The organism is Rhizobium sp. WYCCWR 11146 (assembly GCF_013591995.1).
In the GTDB taxonomy this organism is placed as follows: domain Bacteria; phylum Pseudomonadota; class Alphaproteobacteria; order Rhizobiales; family Rhizobiaceae; genus Rhizobium; species Rhizobium indicum.
The window spans coordinates 154,270-171,515 of the sequence record NZ_JACCEY010000015.1 but is presented as its reverse complement, the minus strand read 5'-3'; the positions used below and the strand labels follow the sequence as shown (position 1 = coordinate 171,515).

The window sequence follows — 17,246 nt, the reverse complement described above, 5'->3', positions numbered from 1 at the left end:
GGCGGCCGCCTGCCCCGCATTGGGCGTTCTGTCTGAAGCCGCTGCAGCGACGCATCGGATATCGGTTACGTAGGAACTCGACGAATTCAAATCGAGGCCGGCTCCGCTAATTTCTGGTAGCGATTTCGGCGCTTTTTCAGCCACGTTTTCGCAGAACCGCCCGACTGAGACACTAATCGCGGCAGCCAGAAGCCGATAAGCAAACACTTTTCATTTTCCATCGCATCTATAGAATTTGTGCTCTTATGTCGGCGCTTAATTTCTTTCACCGATAGGCTCGTCAGAATTGGAGACATCGATGAACACCGTGCTGAGGCAAGCAGATCAGATCCGGCCCGTAGCCGACCGTATCGGCAGCGATGATGAGGCGATCGCCACCGCCCGCAGACTGGCGGCGCAATTTGCCGCACGCGCAGCCGAGCGCGACGCTGACCGGATCCTGCCGTTTACCGAACTGGATCTTCTCGCCCAGTCCGGCCTTCTGGCGATCACCGTGCCAGCGCAATATGGCGGGCTCGATGTCTCCAACGCCGTGCTTGCCGAGATCACCGCGATCCTGTCTGAGGCGGACGGTTCGATCGGCCAGATTCCGCAGAACCATTTCTATATTCTCGAGGCGCTCAGAACCGACGGCGGCGAGGAGCAGCAGCGTTATTTCTTCGGCCGGGTGCTGGCCGGCGATCGTTTCGGCAATGCGCTTTCCGAGCGCGGTACGAAGACGGTCGGCCACTACAACACGCGCATCACCCGCGACGGTCCGGGTTACCGGATCAACGGCCGTAAATTCTATTCGACCGGCGTCCTCTTCGCCGACTGGATTACCATCTTCGCGCTCGATCCGGAGGATCGGCTGACCATGGCCTTCGTGCCGAAGGGCACCGAAGGCGTCGAGATCGTCGACGACTGGGACGGCTTCGGCCAGCGCACCACCGGCAGCGGTACGACCATCCTCGACAATGTCTATGTCAGCGCCGATTCCGTGGTCTTCCATCACAAGGGTTTCGAGCGGCCGACGACGATCGGCTCGGTCGGCCAGATCATCCATGCCGGCGTTGATCTCGGTATCGCACGGGCGGCCTTTGCCGAAACGCTTGAGTTCGTCAGGACGAAATCGCGCCCCTGGATGGACAGCGGCCTTGAGCGTGCCTCAGACGATCCGCTGACGATCGCCAAGGTCGGCCAGATCGCCATTCGCCTGGAAGCTGCAACGGCTCTGGTGGAGCGCGCCGGCCATAAGGTCGATGCTGCGCAGGTCGAGACGACGGAGGAAAAGGTGATCGCGGCGACGCTGGCGGTTGCCGCCGCCAAGGTGCTGACGACCGAAGTGGCGATCGAGGCCTCGAACACGCTTTTCGAGCTTGCCGGAACTTCGTCGGTGCAGGCTGGCCTCAACCTCGACCGCCACTGGCGCAATGCCCGCACCCATACGCTGCACGATCCCGTGCGTTGGAAATATCACGTCGTCGGCAACTACCATTTGAACGGCGTAGCGCCGCCGAAGAACGGCGCGCTCTGAAATCTCCCCGTCTTCCAACCGAAAACCCCACCGCCGGTGCCGGCAGTGGGGTTTTTGCTTTCGGTGAAAGATAGCCGCCTCAGCTATAGAGGCTGACCTCCGGTATCTTGTCGTTCAGCACGAATTCACCGACTTCCTTCGCCTTGTAGAAGACAGGATCGTGCAGCGTGTGAGTGCGGACATTGCGCCAGAACCGGTCGAAACGGTATTTGTCGGCCGTCGAGCGCGCGCCCGTCAGCTCGAAGACGCGCGAGGTGATGTCGAGCGAGACATGGGTGGCGTGGACCTTGGCGGCATAGGCTTCCGCCGCTGCTGCGCCGCGCTCGCGCTCGGTGACGTCGCGGCCGCGGGCAAGACCCGCCTGCACGGCGGCTGCGGCATTGTCGGCAAGGGCCGCCGATGCTTTCAGCGCGGCAGTGAATTCGCCGACGCGTTCGAGGATATAAGGATCATCCGCCGCCCGCTCGACACCGGAGGTTATCCACGGCCGGGTCGTGTTGCGGACGTAATCGACGGCGGCATGCAGCGCGCCCTCCGCGGTGCCGAGATAAAAGTTGACGAAGACCAGTTGGATGAACGGCGTGTTGAAGGTCGACAGCACCGGCGGCGCCACATCAGGTGCAGCGGGCGCGCCGACGAAATCCTCCTCGTAGACGGGGAAGTCGCGGAACTCGACGCTGCCGCTGTCGGACAGGCGCTGACCGATATTGTCCCAGTCGTCATTGGCGACGTAACCTTGACGATTGGTCGGCACGGCGAAACCGGCGATCTTGTCGTCGAGCGTCGCATTGGCATTGATATAGTCGGAGACCCGCGCCGCCGTGGAGAAGGACTTGCGTCCGTTCAGCACATAGCCGTTGCCGCGACGGGTAAGCACCAGCCCGGGATCGCGCGGATTGACGGCCGCCCCCCAATAGAGGTTCCTGGCGACCGTATCGCTGCCCAGCGCATGGGCGCGCGCCGCATCGAGGGCCCAATAGATGTACTGGCTGTTGACATAGTGGTAGCCGAGCAGCTGGCCGATCGAGCTCTCGCCCCGGGCGAGAATGCGCACCAGCCTCAGCCCGTCGACCCAATCGAGGCCACCGCCGCCGATTTGCGTGGGATGCAGCGCATTGAGCAGCCCGGCATTCTTCAATTTGACGATCTCGGCGAGCGGCGGACGGCCTTCGCGGTCGAGGTCTGCGGCACGCCGCGACAGGTCGGCAGAGATCTCCTCGGCACGGGCAAAGAGGTCTTCGCGCGTCGGGTTGCGGCTGGCCGCGAAGATGACATTGGATTGGCTCATGGGCGGAACTCCAATTCTCCAAAAAGATGATCCGGCGGGAGCCGCACGCTTCCGCCGGAAGGATCGAAGTGCGTGGTCTCAGAACAGCTTGTCCGGGATCCAGCTGGCGGTCGCCGCATCGCTCGTGCTGAAGGCCGGGATCTTTTCGGCCAGTTCCTCGATCGTCTTGACGCCGGCTGCACGCAGGCTTTCCTGCGTCAGAAGCGTTGGCTTCACGGTGATTTGGTGGGGAACCGTCTGCCCGGCGATTTCGAGTGCTGCGGCGCGAATGGAGACGGCGCCGACGACGGCGGGATTGGTCGCGACGGTCGCGACCCAAGGGCTGCCTTCCTCGGTGATTTCCTGGATATCGGCCGTCGAGACGTCGGCCGAATAGATCTTGAGCTTGCTTGCTATGCCGAGATCGTTGGCAGCCAGCTTCACGCCGCGAGCGAATTCGTCATAGGGGGCGAAGACGACCGATATATCGGGATTGGCAGTGAGCACGGCCTTCGCTTGATCGGCAGTCGAAGTCGCCGTCGTGTCGCTGACATTGCCGAAGCGAGCCTTTTCGACCACGCCCTTATTGTCCGACTTGAACTTGTCCCAGACCTCGTTGCGGCGGTCGAGCGGCGCAAAGCCCGCGACATAGACATAGCCGGCGTTGAAGTTGTTGCCGTTGTCCTTCACCACCTGTTCGAGCGCCAGTGACGCGAGTTCGTGATCGCTCTGCTCCACCTGCGGAATCTTGGGGTTGTTGAGGTTGACGTCGAAGGCCACGACCTTGATGCCCTTGTCGAGCGCCTGCTGCACGACGTCGCCGAGCGATTCCGGTAGGCCGTGATCGATGACGATGCCGGAGACGCCGAGATTGATCGCCTGGAGGATCTGTTCGCGCTGCTCGGCGGCATCCTGCCGGCCGGGGAAGATGCGCAGGTCGATATCCAGCGCCTTGGCCTGGGCTTCAGCCCCTGCCTGGTAGGCCTGGAAGAAATCGCCGGCCGAGATGTAGCTGATCAGCGCTACTTTGACGCCGCCTTTGTCGAAAGGGGCAGGAGCACCGGACAGACCGTCGGCTTTTGCGCCTTGAATGAAAATGAACGGAATGACGGCGGCAGACAGTGCGAGCCGTGCGAGGGATTTCATCGTCGCGTTCCTTCTAGCAAATCGCGGGGCGTCGTCTGACAGGTCTGGCAGCCCCTGCGACGCGTCGGATTATTAGATATAATCTCTATGTTTTTAGTAGAGTAAATGATCCGATTTTATGGGCTGTGGGAGATTCTTTGTTTCCCGAGGGCAGTTCGCCGGGGAAAGCCGTGCCTGGAGTTCGACCGCCCGGACAGGGCACACTCCGGCTTCGATTACAGTCCCGGACCTTTGTCGATGCCGCTTCTTCACATTGAAAATATCACCCGCAGCTTCGGGTCGACGCGGGCGCTTGCCGGCGCTGATTTTTCTATGGAGCGCGGCGAGATCGTGGCTCTGATGGGCGCAAACGGCGCGGGCAAATCGACGCTGGTCAAGATCCTTTCCGGCGTGCTTCCGGCCGATGGCGGCATGGTCAGCCTCGATGGCCGCGCCTTTGCGCCGCGCAGCCCGGCCGAAGCGGCAAGGGCTGGTGTCGTCACGGTGCATCAATCGACGGATCTCGTCGGCGCGGCCGGTGTGACCGTTGCCGATGCCCTGCTGCTCAACCGGTTTGCCGATAGCAGCACACCCTTCTTCGTCTCGCGCGCCGGCATCCGCCGTGCCGCCCAGTCCATGCTCGATGCCGCCGGCTTCACCCTGCCGCTGGACCGCGATTTCGGTGACCTCGCCAGCGCCGATCGGCAACTTGTGGCGATCGCTCGCGCGCTTGCCAACCGCGCCGACCTCCTCATCCTCGACGAGCCGACGGCGAGCCTTTCCGGAGAGGAAAGTCGCCGCCTCTTCGATATTCTGCTGAAGCTTCGTAAGCGGGGCCTGGCGATCCTCTATATCTCGCATCGTACCGCCGACCTCGAAGCCATCGCCGACCGCGCGCTCGTCATGCGCGGCGGCCGCGTCGTCGGCACCTTCGCGCGGCCGATCGATTTTTCGAGCGCCGTCGAGACGATGATCGGCCGCAGACTGGATGCGGCTCGGCCGGATGCGCGGCCTGCGACCGGACCAGTGATTTTCGAGATGCGCGATATCAGACTGCTCACTGGGGCTGCCTCCTTCGATCTGTCATTGCATGAGGGCGAGGTGGTGGCGGTGACCGGTGTGCTTGGCGCCGGCAAGAGCCGGCTGCTATCGGCAATCTTCGGGGTAACTGCGCTTGCAGGCGGTGCGATGTTCCTCGGCGGTCGGCCCTACCGGCCGAAAGGTCCGGCCGAAGCGATTGCATCAGGCGTGGCGATGGCGGCCGAAGACCGTCATCGTTCCTCGCTGATGCCACCGGTATGGCCCGGCCATTCGCTATCGGCGACGATCAGCCTGCCGCATCTTGGCAAATGGTATCCGCGCGGTTTCCTTGTCGGCGGCCGCGAGCGACGCGAAGCCGAGCAGGCGATCTCCCGTCTCGGCATCAAGGCCACAGGCCCGCTCGCCTCGGTCTGGTCGCTGTCCGGCGGCAACCAGCAGAAGGCGGTGATCGCCCGCTGGGAGGCGGAACCGAGCCGTTTGCTGCTGCTCGACGAACCCTTCCAGGGTGTCGACGTCGGCGCCCGGCATGACATCATCCGGGCAATCCGCGCGCGCAGAGACCGGGCGACGCTGATTGCGACCTCCGACCCGGAGGAGGCCTATGAGGTGGCCGACCGCATCCTCGTCATCGACCGCCACGAGTTGAGGCCCGCGGCAGACGGAATTGCCACTCCTTCCGCTATTCAGGGAATATCCGCATGACGACGATCGATGACGACACTCTTCCACAGACAAGCGCCCGGCCAAAGGCATCGCCGCAAGCCGATAGCGGTCTTCTTGCAGCACTCGGGGCGTTCCTCCGGGCAGGCGCGGTGTTCATCCTGTTGGCACTGCTCGTCGTCGGTTTCACCATCGCCGAGCCCGCTTTCATCAATATCGCCAATCTGATGAGCATCCTGCAGGCGGTGTCCGTCGTCGCCATTCTCGGCGCAGGCGTCACCGTCACGCTGGCTGTCGGCGGTTTCGACCTGTCGATCGGCGCAGTCGCCGCATCGAGCGTGATGGCGGCGAGTTATGCGATGATCGTCTGGGGCCTTGATGCCTATGCGACGGTGCCGCTGGTGCTCGCCTTCGGCGCTCTGGTCGGTCTCGTCAACGCCTTCCTCATCGTCCGCTTGAAGGTGCCGGATCTCCTGGCGACGCTGGCGATGATGTTTTTGCTTTCCGGCCTGCAACTGATCCCGACCGCCGGCCGGTCGATTTCGGCCGGCCTCACCCTGCCCGACGGATCGAAGGCGGCTGGCGCCTACGATCCGGCCTTTTTGCTGATCGGCCGCTACAGCATCCTCGGCACTCTGCCCGTTTCCGTCGTGCTGATGGCGGCGGTCGCCATCGGGCTCTTCATCCTCACCGAGCGCACCCGCATCGGTCGGCTGCTGTTTGCGACCGGCGGCAACGAGGTCGCCACCCGGCTTGCCGGCGCCTCGACGGTGCGGCTGAAGACGCTCGCCTATGTCCTATCGGGCACGCTGGCATCGCTCGGCGGCATTGTCATCGCCGCCCGCGTCGGGCGCGGCGACATTTCCTCCGGCGGTTCGCTGCTGATGGATTCGGTCGCTGCCGCGTTGATCGGCTTTGCCGTCTTCAACCTGCGCCGCCCAAACGTGCTCGGCACCATTGCCGGCGCCGTCTTCGTCGGTGTGCTGCTCAATGGCCTCACCATGCTGAACGCCCCTTATTACACACAGGATTTCGTCAAGGGCGCCGTGCTCGTCGGCGCGTTGGCGCTGACCTACGGCCTCGGCCGCAGCAATCCCTAATTCCAAGGAAGAAAACATGACCCGCGAAATCAGACTGAACGCCTTCGACATGAATTGCGTCGGACACCAGTCGCCGGGGCTCTGGCGCCATCCGCGCGACAAGTCCTCAACCTACAAGGATCTCGACTACTGGGTGCATCTGGCAAAGACGCTGGAGCGAGGCAGGTTCGACGGGCTGTTCATCGCCGACGTGCTCGGCGTCTACGATGTGCTGAACGGCAATGTCGATGCTGCACTTCGCCATTCGGCGCAGGTGCCGGTCAATGATCCGCTGCAGCTGATCCCAACCATGGCCTACGAGACCGAGCATCTCGGCTTTGGCCTGACGGCGTCGCTCTCCTTCGAGCACCCCTACACCTTCGCCCGCCGCATATCGACGATCGACCATCTGACCAAGGGGCGTGTCGGCTGGAATATCGTCACCTCCTACCTCAACAGCGGTGCGCTCAATATCGGCCAGCCGGCGCAGACGAAGCATGATGACCGCTACGACCTCGCCGAGGAATATCTCGAGGTTTGCTACAAACTCTGGGAGGGAAGCTGGGAGGATGGCGCCGTCGTCCGCGACCGCGAAAGCGGTATCTTCACCCATCCTGACAAGGTCCACCCGATCCGCCATTCCGGCAAGCATTTCAACGTGCCCGGCATTCACTTGAGCGAACCCTCGCCGCAGCGCACGCCAGTGCTCTACCAGGCCGGCGCCTCCAGCCGCGGCAAGGATTTCGCCGGCGCCCATGCCGAGTGCATCTTCGTCGCATCCCCGTCGAAGCCTGTGCTGAAGCGTTACGTCGCCAATGTCCGCGAGGCGGCCGAACGCGTCGGCCGCAACCCGCGCGAAATCCTTGCCTTCAATCTGCAGACCGTGATCCTCGGCGAAACGGACGCGGAGGCACAGCGGAAGTTCAACGAATACCGCAAATACGCCTCCTTCGAGGGAGCGCTGACGCTGATTTCCGGTTGGACCGGCATCGATTTCGGTCAGTTCGGGCCGGACGAGGTACTGCGCCACCGCCATACCAATGCAGTGCAATCGGCCGTCGAGACCTTCACCACCATCGATCCCACCAAGGAATGGACGGTGCGCGAAATGGCCGACTGGGTCGGCATCGGCGGTTTCGGCCCTGTGTTCGTTGGTTCGCCGCAGACGGTCGCCGACCTGATGCAGGAATGGATCGAGGATACCGATGTCGACGGCTTCAACCTGGCCTATGCCGTGACGCCCGAAAGTTTCGAGGATGCCGTCGATCTGCTGGTGCCGGAACTGCAAAAGCGCGGCGTCTACAAGACCGATTACGCCAAGGGAACGTTGCGGGAAAAGCTTGGTGGCAAGGGACCGCGTCTCGTCGCTCCGCATCCGGGTGCTGCTTACCGCAACCTCGCGGGAGAACCGGTCAGGCTTGCCGCCGGCGGCTGATCGGCACGGCTTGCTCAGGCGAATGCGCACAGGGCAGAAAAATATCTCGCCCGGCTTGCGCATTTGAATTTAATATCCGTCGCAATGATCTTTTCGCCGTGAATATAGTCTGGCGAATTGTTCACCGATCAGGAGGGGTCATGACCGTATCATCTATCTCGCGGCGCACGCTGATGAAGGGCACTGCCCTACTGCTTGCCTCGACGGCGCTCGCCCGGCAGGCGCTCGCGCAGACCGCGTCCGGCGGCGGCCGACTGATCGTTGCGGCCGATTCCGAGCCGAAGAACCTCAACCCTGCCATCGTCGCCTCGAACGGCGTCTTCTTCGTCGCCAGCAAGGTGATCGAGCCGCTCGCCGAAGCGTCGTTCGACGGCAAGGACGGGCTTTCACCGCGCCTTGCGACCTCCTGGGAGGGCTCGGATGACGGCCTCTCGGTCACCTTCAAGCTGCGCGACGGCGTCACCTGGCACGATGGCAAGCCGTTCACCTCGGTCGATGTCGCCTTCTCCGCGCTTAACATCTGGAAGCCGCTGCAGAATCTCGGCCGCCTGGTCTTCGCCAATCTCGAAGCCGTCGATACGCCCGATGATTACACCGCCATCTTCCGCTTCTCCAAGCCGACGCCGTTCCAGCTGATCCGCAACGCCCTGCCTGTTGTCACTAGCGTCGTCGCCAAGCATATTTTCGACGGCACCGATATCGCCACCAACCCTGCCAACAACACGCTGATCGGCACCGGTCCGTTCAAATTCGCCGAACACAAGCCCGGCGAATATTACCGGCTGACGCGCAATGAGAATTACTGGGGCAAGGAGCAGCCGAAACTCGACGAGATCATCTTCCGGGTGCTGCCCGATCGCGAGTCGGCGGGTGCAGCACTCGAAGCCGAGGAAATCCAGCTTGCCGCCTTCTCAGCTGTGCCGCTGGCCGATCTCGACCGTATCTCCAAGGTCGCCGGTATCAAAGTGATCTCGAAGGGCTATGAGGCCCTGACCTACCAACTCGTCGTCGAGATCAATCATCGCCGCAAGGAATTGGCCGATCTCAGGGTGCGGCAGGCGATCGCCCAGGCGATCGACAAGAAATTCGTGGTCGATACGATCTTCCTCGGTTACGCCGCCGCTTCGACCGGGCCGGTGCCGAAGAATGCACCGCAGTTCTATACACCCGATGTCGCGACCTATGCGTTCGACCCTGCGGCCGCCAACGATATCCTCGACAAGGCAGGATACAGCCAAGGGACTGACGGCAACCGCTATACCCTGAAGCTTCGCCCCGCACCCTATTTCAACGAGACCCGGCAGTTCGGCGATTACCTTCGCCAGGCGCTCGCGGTGATCGGCATCAATGCGGAAATCGTCAATGCCGATGCGGCCGCGCACCAGAAGGCAGTCTATACCGACCACGACTTCGATCTCGCCGTCGGTCCGCCGGTCTTCCGCGGTGATCCGGCGATCTCCACCACCATTCTCGTCCAGTCCGGGACGCCAGCCGGCGTGCCCTTCTCCAATCAGGGCGGCTACGTCAATCCGGAGGTCGACAAGATCATCAAACAGGCCTCCGAGACCGTCGACACGGCGTCGCGCACCGATCTCTATCGCAAGTTCCAGCAGCTCGTCGCAGCCGATCTGCCGCTGATCAACGTCGCGGAATGGGGTTTCATCACCGTCGCGCGCGACAGCGTGCTCAGCGTTGCGGATAATCCGCGTTGGGCTGTCTCGAACTGGGGCGATACGGCGCTACAATCGTGATAGGATCGGCGGCAATTCTCTTCCAGAGGCCCTGTCCGGCGTGAGACGTGCTATCATCCTCCTGAGGCGCAGGGCGATCAGCAGCATTCCGGTGCTGCTGATCGTGGTGATCTTCACCTTTTTCCTGCTTGAATCCGCCTCGGGCGATGCCGTCGACGCCTATCTTGGCTCGATCGGCGGCGGCGATGCCGCACTTAGGCAGTCGCTGCGCGAGAGCTACGGCCTCGACCAATCGATGTTCGCGCGCCTCTGGCTCTATCTTTCCTCACTCGCACGCTTCGATCTCGGCTGGTCGGTCGCCTTCGGCCGGCCGGCCGGTGCGCTCATTGCCGAACGCCTGCCCAATACGCTGCTCCTGATGGGCAGCGCGACGGCGCTATCCTTCGGCCTCGGCTCGGCGCTCGGCATCCTTGCCGGGGCGCGGCCGGGCGGTCTGCGGGATCGGCTGCTGTCGATCGGCTCGCTGATCGTCTATGCCATTCCGAGCTTCTGGCTCGGCCTAGTGCTGAGCATCGCCTTTTCGGTGAAGCTGCGCTGGTTTCCGATCGCCGGCGTCGCGACGATCGCTTCCGGCAAGACAGGATTTTCGCGCGCGCTCGATATCGCCGATCATCTCGTTCTGCCGGTCGGCGCTCTGGCGTTGATCTATCTCGCCTTGTTTCTGCGGGTGATGCGCAGCGGCATGGCCGAGGCCTGGAAGCTCGATTTCGTGCTCTTCGCCCGCGCCAAGGGTCTGTCGCGCAGCCGGATCGTGCTGCGCCATGTCGCGCGCAACGCGCTGTTGCCGCTCGTCACCATGCTCGGACTGCAATCGGCGGCCATGCTCGGCGGCAGCGTGGTGATCGAGAGCATCTTTGCGATCCCGGGCTTCGGGCGGCTGGCGCAGGAGGCGGTCAACGGCCGTGACGCGCCGTTGTTGATGGGCATCATCGTCACCAGCGCCGTCCTGGTCATCTCGGTCAATTTCCTCGTCGATCTCGTCTATGCCGCACTCGACCCGCGCATCGGCGCTTCGGAGGGCGGCGTATGAGCTGGCTGCGGCGACTGTTGCGCACGCCGGAAGGTGTGGCCGGACTTGCGATCCTTCTCGTCCTGCTTTTAGCCGGGCTGCTCGCTCCCGTCATTTCGCCGGGCGATCCGCTGAAAATTGCCGGCCGCGCCCTGCTGGCGCCGTTCGTCGATCCGGCTTTTCCGCTTGGCACCGACCGTCTCGGCCGCGACGTCCTGGCGGGCCTGCTCTATGGTGCCAGAACCTCGCTTGCCGTTGGCCTGGCGGCGGCGTTTGCGGCCATGGTGCTTGGGCTCTGCGTCGGCCTTGCGGCCGGTTTTGCCGGCGGGCTCGTCGACGAGGCGCTGATGCGGGTGGTCGACGCCTTCCAGATCGTGCCGGCTTTCCTGCTCGCCCTCGCTTTCGTCAGCACCATCGGCGTGTCGACGCCGGTTGTCGTCCTTGCCATCGCACTCGGCACTTGGGCCGATCCGGCGCGGCTGACGCGAGCGCAGGTGCTGGCGATCCGCGAGCAGGATTATGTCGCCTCGGCAAGGGTGATCGGCATGCATCCCGCCGAGATCGCCTTCCGCGAAATCCTGCCGAACGCATTGCCGCCGGTGCTGGCGCTTTCGGCCACCATCGTCGCCGGTGCGATCCTCACCGAGGCAGCGCTATCCTTCCTCGGCCTCGGCAATCCCAATATCGCCACCTGGGGTTCGATGATCGCCGAGGGCCGCAGCGTGTTGCGTTCGGCATCCTATCTCTCGGTCATACCGGGGGCGGCACTCGCCATCACCGTACTCGGCGTTCATCTCTTCAGCGAGGGTCTCGGCAAGGCGCTCGGCGATAACGGTGTGAGGGCGGCATGAGCGGCATCTTCTGCAGCCTGCGGCAGCTTTCAGTCACCTACGAGCGCGGCGCTGCTGCCGCACTCGACAGCGTCGATCTCGATATCGCCGCCGGCGAAAGGCTGGCGATCATCGGCGAAAGCGGCTCCGGCAAGAGCACGCTCGCCCGCGCGCTGGCCGGCCTGCTGCCGGAGGGAACGAAGGTCGGCGGCGAGATACTCTGGCCCGGCCTTGGCCATCCGCCCCGCCCAGGCCGCGATTTCGGCCTCGTCTTCCAGGATCCGGGCTCCAGCCTCAATCCCGTTTTGACGATCGGCGAACAGATCGCCGAGGGCGCCAGACGCCATCTCGGCCTAAGTTGGAAACAGGCCTATATCAGGGCCGAGGAATTGCTTGAGCGGGTGAGAATACCGCAGCCCGACAAGGCGATGCGGGCCTTTCCGCATCAGCTTTCCGGCGGCCAGCGCCAACGCGTGGCGATTGCGGCGGCGATTGCCGCGAGGCCTGCGCTGCTGATCGCCGACGAGGCGACCAGCGCGCTCGACGTCGTCGTCCAGGCCGAGATCGTCCGCCTGCTCGACGGGCTCGTACGCGAAGACGGCATGACGCTGCTCTTCATCACCCACGACATCGCGCTGGCCTCCGGCTTCGTCGACCGCATCGCCGTCTTCCGCAATGCGAGGCTGGTCGAGGCAGGCCCCGTCCGTTCGGTGCTTTCGGCGCCCAAGAGCGACTATACCGCCGCCCTGATCGCCAGCCATCGAGACCTCGCGACGCCGCCGCTGATCGTGGAGGTGCCGTCATGAACGACAGGCTGCTTTCCATCGAAAACCTGTCGAAAGGTTTTTCGTCGGCGGGACGCCGGATTGCCGCTCTCGATAATGTGTCGCTCACCATCGCGGCGGGGGAAACGCTCGGTCTCGTCGGCGCCTCCGGCAGTGGAAAATCGACGCTATCGCGCATCCTGCTGCGGCTTGTTGCTGCCGATGCCGGCTCGATCCGTTTCGAGGGAGAGGATTGGCTCGCGCTGAATGGCGCGCCTTTGCGCCGCCGGCGGGCGCGTATGCAGATGGTGTTTCAGGATCCGCTCGCCGCCTTCAATCCGGTGGCGAGCGTTGGTGCAGTGCTCGACGATCCGCTTCGCATCCATGGCGTCGCAAGAGACCGGCGCTCTGGGGAGATCGTCGATCTGCTCGAGCGTGTCGGCCTCACCGCAGATCATGCCGCCCGTCCGGTGCGGGCACTCTCCGGCGGCCAGCGGCAGCGTGTGGCGATTGCGCGGGCGATTGCGACGCGGCCCTCGTTGCTGGTGCTCGACGAGGCTGTGTCTGCCCTCGATGTGACCGTGCGCGGCAGGATCCTGGAGCTTCTGGTCGATCTGCAGAAAGAACAGGGCATTGCCTGTCTGTTCATTTCGCATGATCTTGCCGTGGTCCGCGCCGTCTCGCACCGCATCGCCGTTATGGATGGCGGGCGGATCGTCGAGATCGGCCCGGCAGCGGCGGTCGTTGCCACGCCGCAATCGGAGGCCGCCCGTGCGCTCGTTGCCGCCGTCCCCCGACTCGTCACCGATCCATCCTGAAGGAGCAGTAGTCATGTCCGATCTTGGTTGGAATCCCCTGCACGGCGTCCCCTCCTATCCCGCGGAGCGTTACGCCGTCCTTGCCGACAGGATCGGCGGCATATTGCGCAGCCGCAACGACATAGTGCTGGTGCAGGCCGAGGCGGTGGTGGCGCTGGAGGCGGCGGCCGTCAGTCTTGCGCGTCCCGGCCTGACAGCACTCAATATCATCACCAGCCCCTATGGCGGCTGGTTCGGGCAATGGCTGCGGCGGGGCGGTGCGACGGTCGCCGATATTGTCGCCGAGCCAGGCCTGCCGGTCGAGATCGAGGCGGTGGCAAAAGCGCTCGACGCCGGTCCTCACATCGATGTGCTGGCGCTGGTTCATGCCGAATCCGCAAGCGGCATTCTCAACCCCCTGCCCGAGATACTGGCGCTTGCCCGGGCTCGCAACATCGTCACCGTCGTCGATGCGGTCGCCTCGGTCGGCGGCCATCAGTTCGATGTCGGCGATCTCGGCATCGACATCGCGGTGATCGGGCCACAGAAGGCGCTCGGCGGCCCGGCCGGCGTGTCCGCACTTTCCGTCAGCGGCGGCGCCTGGGATCTGATCCTCAGAGACGGCGCCCCGCGCGATTCGATCTTGTCTTTGGCCGATCTGAAGAGCTGGATCGACGGCGGCCGCCGTAGCCTGCCGGGAACACCGGCGCCGCTGGAATTCTTCGCGCTGGAGACGGCGCTCGACCGCATCGAGGCCGAAGGCCTGGAGAATGTCGTCGCTCGCCACGCTCTGGCGGCATCGGCGACACGGGCAGGGCTTGCCGCACTCGGAGCCTCGGCCTGGGTACCGGCAGCAAAGGCTTCGAACCTGGTGACGGCGGTGCCGGTGCCGGAGGCGCTGGCGCCTGCCGCGCTGATCGCAACCGCCGGGCAGCTCGGGGTCGAGCTGAGCGAAGGCGTCGGAACCGCGCCAGCCCGCCTCGTGCGGCTGAACCATACTGGGCCGCGCGCTGCATTCCAGACGGTGCTCTCGAATGTCGTGGCGTATGGTGCGGCCCTCAGGCAGGCCGGCCATGCCGCGGATATCGCAGCCGCTTCGGAGGCGATGTCGGCGGCCTATAGCCGCTGATAGGATGTTCTCAGAGCCGGGAAGGCCTGTCGGCGACCACAAGGCCGCCAGCCCGACTTAAGCCCAGCCTGACGAAAACTTTCCGGCACCCGGATGAAAGCCGTACTCGGCCCTTGATAATCACGGCTCGTCAAGGCAGGAAAGTGGCATCGCGGAGACTTGGTGCAGATGACGAGATTGCTAGATGTGCAGGGCTTGGAGATTTCGCATAAGGGGCATCGCACCCGCTTGAAATGGCACCGGTTGCGCAAGCAGTTTGCCGATCCGCTGTTCTCAGCCGAAGTGATGGCGGAGGGCTTTGCGTCAGGCGCCTCGATGGAGCTCGATCTGCGCGTACGTGCCGACGGCGGTTTCGTCGTGCTGCACGACAAGGAACTCGAAGGCGAAACGACTGGTCATGGACCGGTCGCCGAAAAGAGCGTCAGTGACCTCAGCGATATCAGGATGCGAGAGGGCGACCGGCCGCTGATCCTCAGCGAGGATCTGGCTGCCATGATGCAATCGACACATCCAGCCGCATTGCTGCAATTCGACATGAAGGACGACTTTGAAGCGATCGGCGCCAGGGGCGTCGAGCATCTGGCCGCGCATTTTAGGGATATCGCCGCCTCGGTGATCGTCAGCGGCGACAGTCTCGACCTCATCGTCGCGGTCAAGGAGAAGCTTCCACATCTCCTGCGCGGCATCGATCCGACCGACAAGCTCTACGATATCAGGAAGGCCAACGGTTGGAAGGCGGTCGAGACGGAATTGCGTGCTGACCTGCGCGGCCCGACCGAACCGGACACGATCTACCTGCACTGGCCGCTGATCCTTGATGCCGCCAATGCGGGGCTGGATATGATCGCGCTCTGCAGGGACGAAGGCAAACGTGTCGATGCCTGGACTTTCACCCTGAAGGATCCGGAGGCTGGCTTCAGCGAAGAGGAATGGCAAAGCTTTTCGGCGCTGATGGCCCTGACGCCGGATCAGATCACCACCGACGAGGCGCCGGCGACCGAACGCGCCTGGCGCCGCCGCATGGCGGTTTAACCGGCGAGCGTTGGAGCATCATTTCGAAAGATGTGAGCCGCTTTCGATACTCTACTTATCGGCTTGTCGCATGTTTTGCGTAATTTGCATCATTTTAAGCTTCTGATGCTATGCATATCCAGCAGACAAATGTTGGTGTTCGATATGCAAGTTGTTGATACTAAAGCAATTGCGCAACAAGCACATTCCAGCTTGCAGGAAGCGTGGCATCTTGGGTGCACGGGCCGGTCGGTTGAGGCACTCACACTGGCCGGCGAAATTCTTGCCGATGCCAAGGCGCGGGGCGACGATCGGCTCGCCGCTCAATGCGACACCGACATTGCCTGGTACTGTTTTCAAATCGGCAAGGCCGAACTTGGACTGACGCATGTCCGCCGGGCGGTAGACTTCTGGAAATCAAACGAGGAACCCAAACAGGAATCCTATGCCCGGGCCTATTCCGGATGGTTGCTCTTGGAACTGGGCCTGCCCGAGGAAGCGATCGAAGAAGCCACCCGCGCGCTGGATCTGGCCGACAAGACCGCAGACTTGAAAGCGCAAAGCCTGGCGACCAACGTCATTGGAATTATCTTCTGGTACAACAAGCAGCCCGACCGGGCCATCTTGATGAGTGAGAGGTCCGTCGAACTCGCCAGATCGATCGGCAACAAGACCTACGAATGCTGGTGGCTCATCAATCTCGGCGGCGCTCATTCGGAAGGCGGATATATCGCGGAGGCGCTCGGCCAGCCGGGGGAAGGACGCCAGATGCTGGTGAGAGCGCTGGAACTGACCGAACAGGCGCTCGACATCGCAACCGAGACCGGCGATAGCTGGGCTGCTCGCATCTGTCTCGGCAATAAAGCCGAATTCCACAGCCACCTGGGCGAACATGACAAGGCGCTCCAGTGCATGGTCCGCTACCGGCTATTTCAAGAGAACAGCTATGTCAGGGACAGGCAGCAATATCTCTACACCTTGGGCCAGATCTACAACAATTCCGGAAAATTCGCGGAAGCCCTGTCGCCGCTGCTCGAGGCGGTGGAGCTGATCGACGACGGCGGCAGTTTCGATTCCTGTATCCAGATCTATCTCTATCTGTCGCAGGCCTATGAGGGGCTGGGACAGTTCGATCCGGCGCTGGCGGCCCATAAGAAATATCACCAAGCCTATTTGCGCAATAGCGCCGAAAGAACCCAGCAGCGCGCACGTCTCGCCGAAATCTACTATGAAACCAGGCGGTTCAAGGAAGTTGCCGAAACGGAGACGAAGCGCGCAGAAACGCTGGAGGCCTCCTATCAGAAATTGCAGGAGCAAACCGATATCCTTGCCAGTGCCGTCTATCTGGACACGCTGACCGGGCTCTATAACCGCAAATATCTCGACAGCCGCTTTAAGGAGCTGACGTCTGAGAAGCGTCCATATTCCATCGCGATGCTGGATGTCGACCACTTCAAGTCGATCAACGACAACTTCTCTCACATGATCGGCGACCGGGTCCTGAGTACCATTGGAGCCATATTGCGCAGCCAGTTGCGAATTACCGATCAGGCAGTTCGCTTTGGCGGCGAGGAATTCGTCGTCCTGCTCGCCGGCGCCCCCCGAGGCGCCGCCGATGTCTGCGAAAAGCTGCGTTCGGCCATTGAACAGTGGGACTGGTTCGAGATCTGCAACGGGCTGCACGTCACGATCAGCATCGGTGTTGCCGGTACCCTGTCTGCCAAGTCTCCGAACGAGATTTTGGCGATCGCCGATCAGAATCTCTACACAGCGAAAAAGAGCGGCCGCAATCGCGTTGTTGGGTAACGCTCGCAGTTTCGCCAATCAGGCGG

At 63.1% G+C, this 17,246-nt stretch carries 14 protein-coding genes; 12 read left to right on the top strand and 2 right to left on the bottom strand.

All coding sequences use genetic code 11. The features are described from left to right. Positions 1 to 298: 298 nt before the first annotated feature. Positions 299 to 1,516: an SfnB family sulfur acquisition oxidoreductase gene (locus HX899_RS09505; protein WP_180196286.1), complete on the top strand. Its 1,218-nt coding sequence runs from the start codon at positions 299 to 301 to the stop codon at positions 1,514 to 1,516. A gap of 79 nt (positions 1,517 to 1,595) precedes the next feature. On the opposite strand, the gene HX899_RS09500 is transcribed toward HX899_RS09505, so the two are convergent. Together HX899_RS09500 and HX899_RS09495 are read right to left on the bottom strand one after the other, a co-directional pair. After that, complete coding sequence (locus HX899_RS09500; protein ID WP_138334039.1) at positions 1,596 to 2,804, bottom strand: acyl-CoA dehydrogenase family protein; 1,209 nt, start codon at positions 2,802 to 2,804, stop codon at positions 1,596 to 1,598. 78 nt (positions 2,805 to 2,882) lie between these two features. After that, positions 2,883 to 3,929 (bottom strand): substrate-binding domain-containing protein, encoded by a 1,047-nt coding sequence (locus HX899_RS09495; RefSeq protein ID WP_181292321.1) that lies wholly within the window; start codon positions 3,927 to 3,929, stop codon positions 2,883 to 2,885. 237 nt (positions 3,930 to 4,166) lie between these two features. Between HX899_RS09495 and HX899_RS09490 the strand changes: the two genes are divergently transcribed. The 11 genes from HX899_RS09490 (at position 4,167) to HX899_RS09440 (ending at position 17,220) form a co-directional block, all read left to right on the top strand. Beyond that, complete coding sequence (locus HX899_RS09490; protein WP_181292320.1) at positions 4,167 to 5,651, top strand: sugar ABC transporter ATP-binding protein; 1,485 nt, start codon at positions 4,167 to 4,169, stop codon at positions 5,649 to 5,651. After that, a complete protein-coding gene (locus HX899_RS09485; RefSeq protein ID WP_181292319.1) occupies positions 5,648 to 6,709 on the top strand; it encodes an ABC transporter permease in 1,062 nt (353 codons plus the stop codon). Before HX899_RS09490 ends, HX899_RS09485 begins: the two co-directional genes overlap by 4 nt. Before the next feature lie 16 nt (positions 6,710 to 6,725). Next, positions 6,726 to 8,123, top strand: a complete 1,398-nt coding sequence (locus HX899_RS09480; RefSeq protein ID WP_138334032.1) for an LLM class flavin-dependent oxidoreductase — start codon at positions 6,726 to 6,728, stop codon at positions 8,121 to 8,123. A 140-nt stretch (positions 8,124 to 8,263) separates the two neighbouring features. Beyond that, positions 8,264 to 9,874 carry an ABC transporter substrate-binding protein gene (locus HX899_RS09475; protein ID WP_181292318.1) on the top strand — a complete coding sequence of 537 codons (1,611 nt, stop codon included), beginning with the start codon at positions 8,264 to 8,266 and terminating at the stop codon, positions 9,872 to 9,874. Positions 9,875 to 9,914: 40 nt separating this feature from the next. Then, positions 9,915 to 10,904: an ABC transporter permease gene (locus tag HX899_RS09470; protein WP_138334028.1), complete on the top strand. Its 990-nt coding sequence runs from the start codon at positions 9,915 to 9,917 to the stop codon at positions 10,902 to 10,904. Beyond that, entirely contained in the window at positions 10,901 to 11,734 is an 834-nt protein-coding gene (locus tag HX899_RS09465; RefSeq protein ID WP_181292317.1) for an ABC transporter permease, read from the top strand. Before HX899_RS09470 ends, HX899_RS09465 begins: the two co-directional genes overlap by 4 nt. Next, entirely contained in the window at positions 11,731 to 12,519 is a 789-nt protein-coding gene (locus tag HX899_RS09460; RefSeq protein ID WP_181292316.1) for an ABC transporter ATP-binding protein, read from the top strand. The genes HX899_RS09465 and HX899_RS09460 overlap by 4 nt, the downstream gene beginning before the upstream one ends. After that, positions 12,516 to 13,295 (top strand): ABC transporter ATP-binding protein, encoded by a 780-nt coding sequence (locus HX899_RS09455; RefSeq protein ID WP_181292315.1) that lies wholly within the window; start codon positions 12,516 to 12,518, stop codon positions 13,293 to 13,295. The genes HX899_RS09460 and HX899_RS09455 overlap by 4 nt, the downstream gene beginning before the upstream one ends. Positions 13,296 to 13,308: 13 nt before the next feature. Continuing rightward, complete coding sequence (locus HX899_RS09450) at positions 13,309 to 14,403, top strand: aminotransferase class V-fold PLP-dependent enzyme (protein ID WP_181292314.1); 1,095 nt, start codon at positions 13,309 to 13,311, stop codon at positions 14,401 to 14,403. 168 nt (positions 14,404 to 14,571) lie between these two features. Continuing rightward, positions 14,572 to 15,435, top strand: a complete 864-nt coding sequence (locus HX899_RS09445) for a glycerophosphodiester phosphodiesterase family protein (RefSeq protein ID WP_181292313.1) — start codon at positions 14,572 to 14,574, stop codon at positions 15,433 to 15,435. A 129-nt stretch (positions 15,436 to 15,564) separates the two neighbouring features. Beyond that, the gene (locus HX899_RS09440; RefSeq protein WP_181292312.1) at positions 15,565 to 17,220 is read left to right on the top strand and encodes a diguanylate cyclase; all 1,656 of its coding nucleotides are present in this window, start codon (positions 15,565 to 15,567) and stop codon (positions 17,218 to 17,220) included. Positions 17,221 to 17,246 lie beyond the last annotated feature (26 nt).

Coding starts and splice junctions, on each gene's coding strand:
- HX899_RS09505 (WP_180196286.1), top strand. CDS start 299: ATGAACACCGTGCTGAGGCAAGCAGATCAGATCCGGCCCGTAGCCGAC.
- HX899_RS09500 (WP_138334039.1), bottom strand. CDS start 2,804: ATGAGCCAATCCAATGTCATCTTCGCGGCCAGCCGCAACCCGACGCGC.
- HX899_RS09495 (WP_181292321.1), bottom strand. CDS start 3,929: ATGAAATCCCTCGCACGGCTCGCACTGTCTGCCGCCGTCATTCCGTTC.
- HX899_RS09490 (WP_181292320.1), top strand. CDS start 4,167: ATGCCGCTTCTTCACATTGAAAATATCACCCGCAGCTTCGGGTCGACG.
- HX899_RS09485 (WP_181292319.1), top strand. CDS start 5,648: ATGACGACGATCGATGACGACACTCTTCCACAGACAAGCGCCCGGCCA.
- HX899_RS09480 (WP_138334032.1), top strand. CDS start 6,726: ATGACCCGCGAAATCAGACTGAACGCCTTCGACATGAATTGCGTCGGA.
- HX899_RS09475 (WP_181292318.1), top strand. CDS start 8,264: ATGACCGTATCATCTATCTCGCGGCGCACGCTGATGAAGGGCACTGCC.
- HX899_RS09465 (WP_181292317.1), top strand. CDS start 10,901: ATGAGCTGGCTGCGGCGACTGTTGCGCACGCCGGAAGGTGTGGCCGGA.
- HX899_RS09460 (WP_181292316.1), top strand. CDS start 11,731: ATGAGCGGCATCTTCTGCAGCCTGCGGCAGCTTTCAGTCACCTACGAG.
- HX899_RS09455 (WP_181292315.1), top strand. CDS start 12,516: ATGAACGACAGGCTGCTTTCCATCGAAAACCTGTCGAAAGGTTTTTCG.
- HX899_RS09450 (WP_181292314.1), top strand. CDS start 13,309: ATGTCCGATCTTGGTTGGAATCCCCTGCACGGCGTCCCCTCCTATCCC.
- HX899_RS09445 (WP_181292313.1), top strand. CDS start 14,572: ATGACGAGATTGCTAGATGTGCAGGGCTTGGAGATTTCGCATAAGGGG.
- HX899_RS09440 (WP_181292312.1), top strand. CDS start 15,565: ATGTTGGTGTTCGATATGCAAGTTGTTGATACTAAAGCAATTGCGCAA.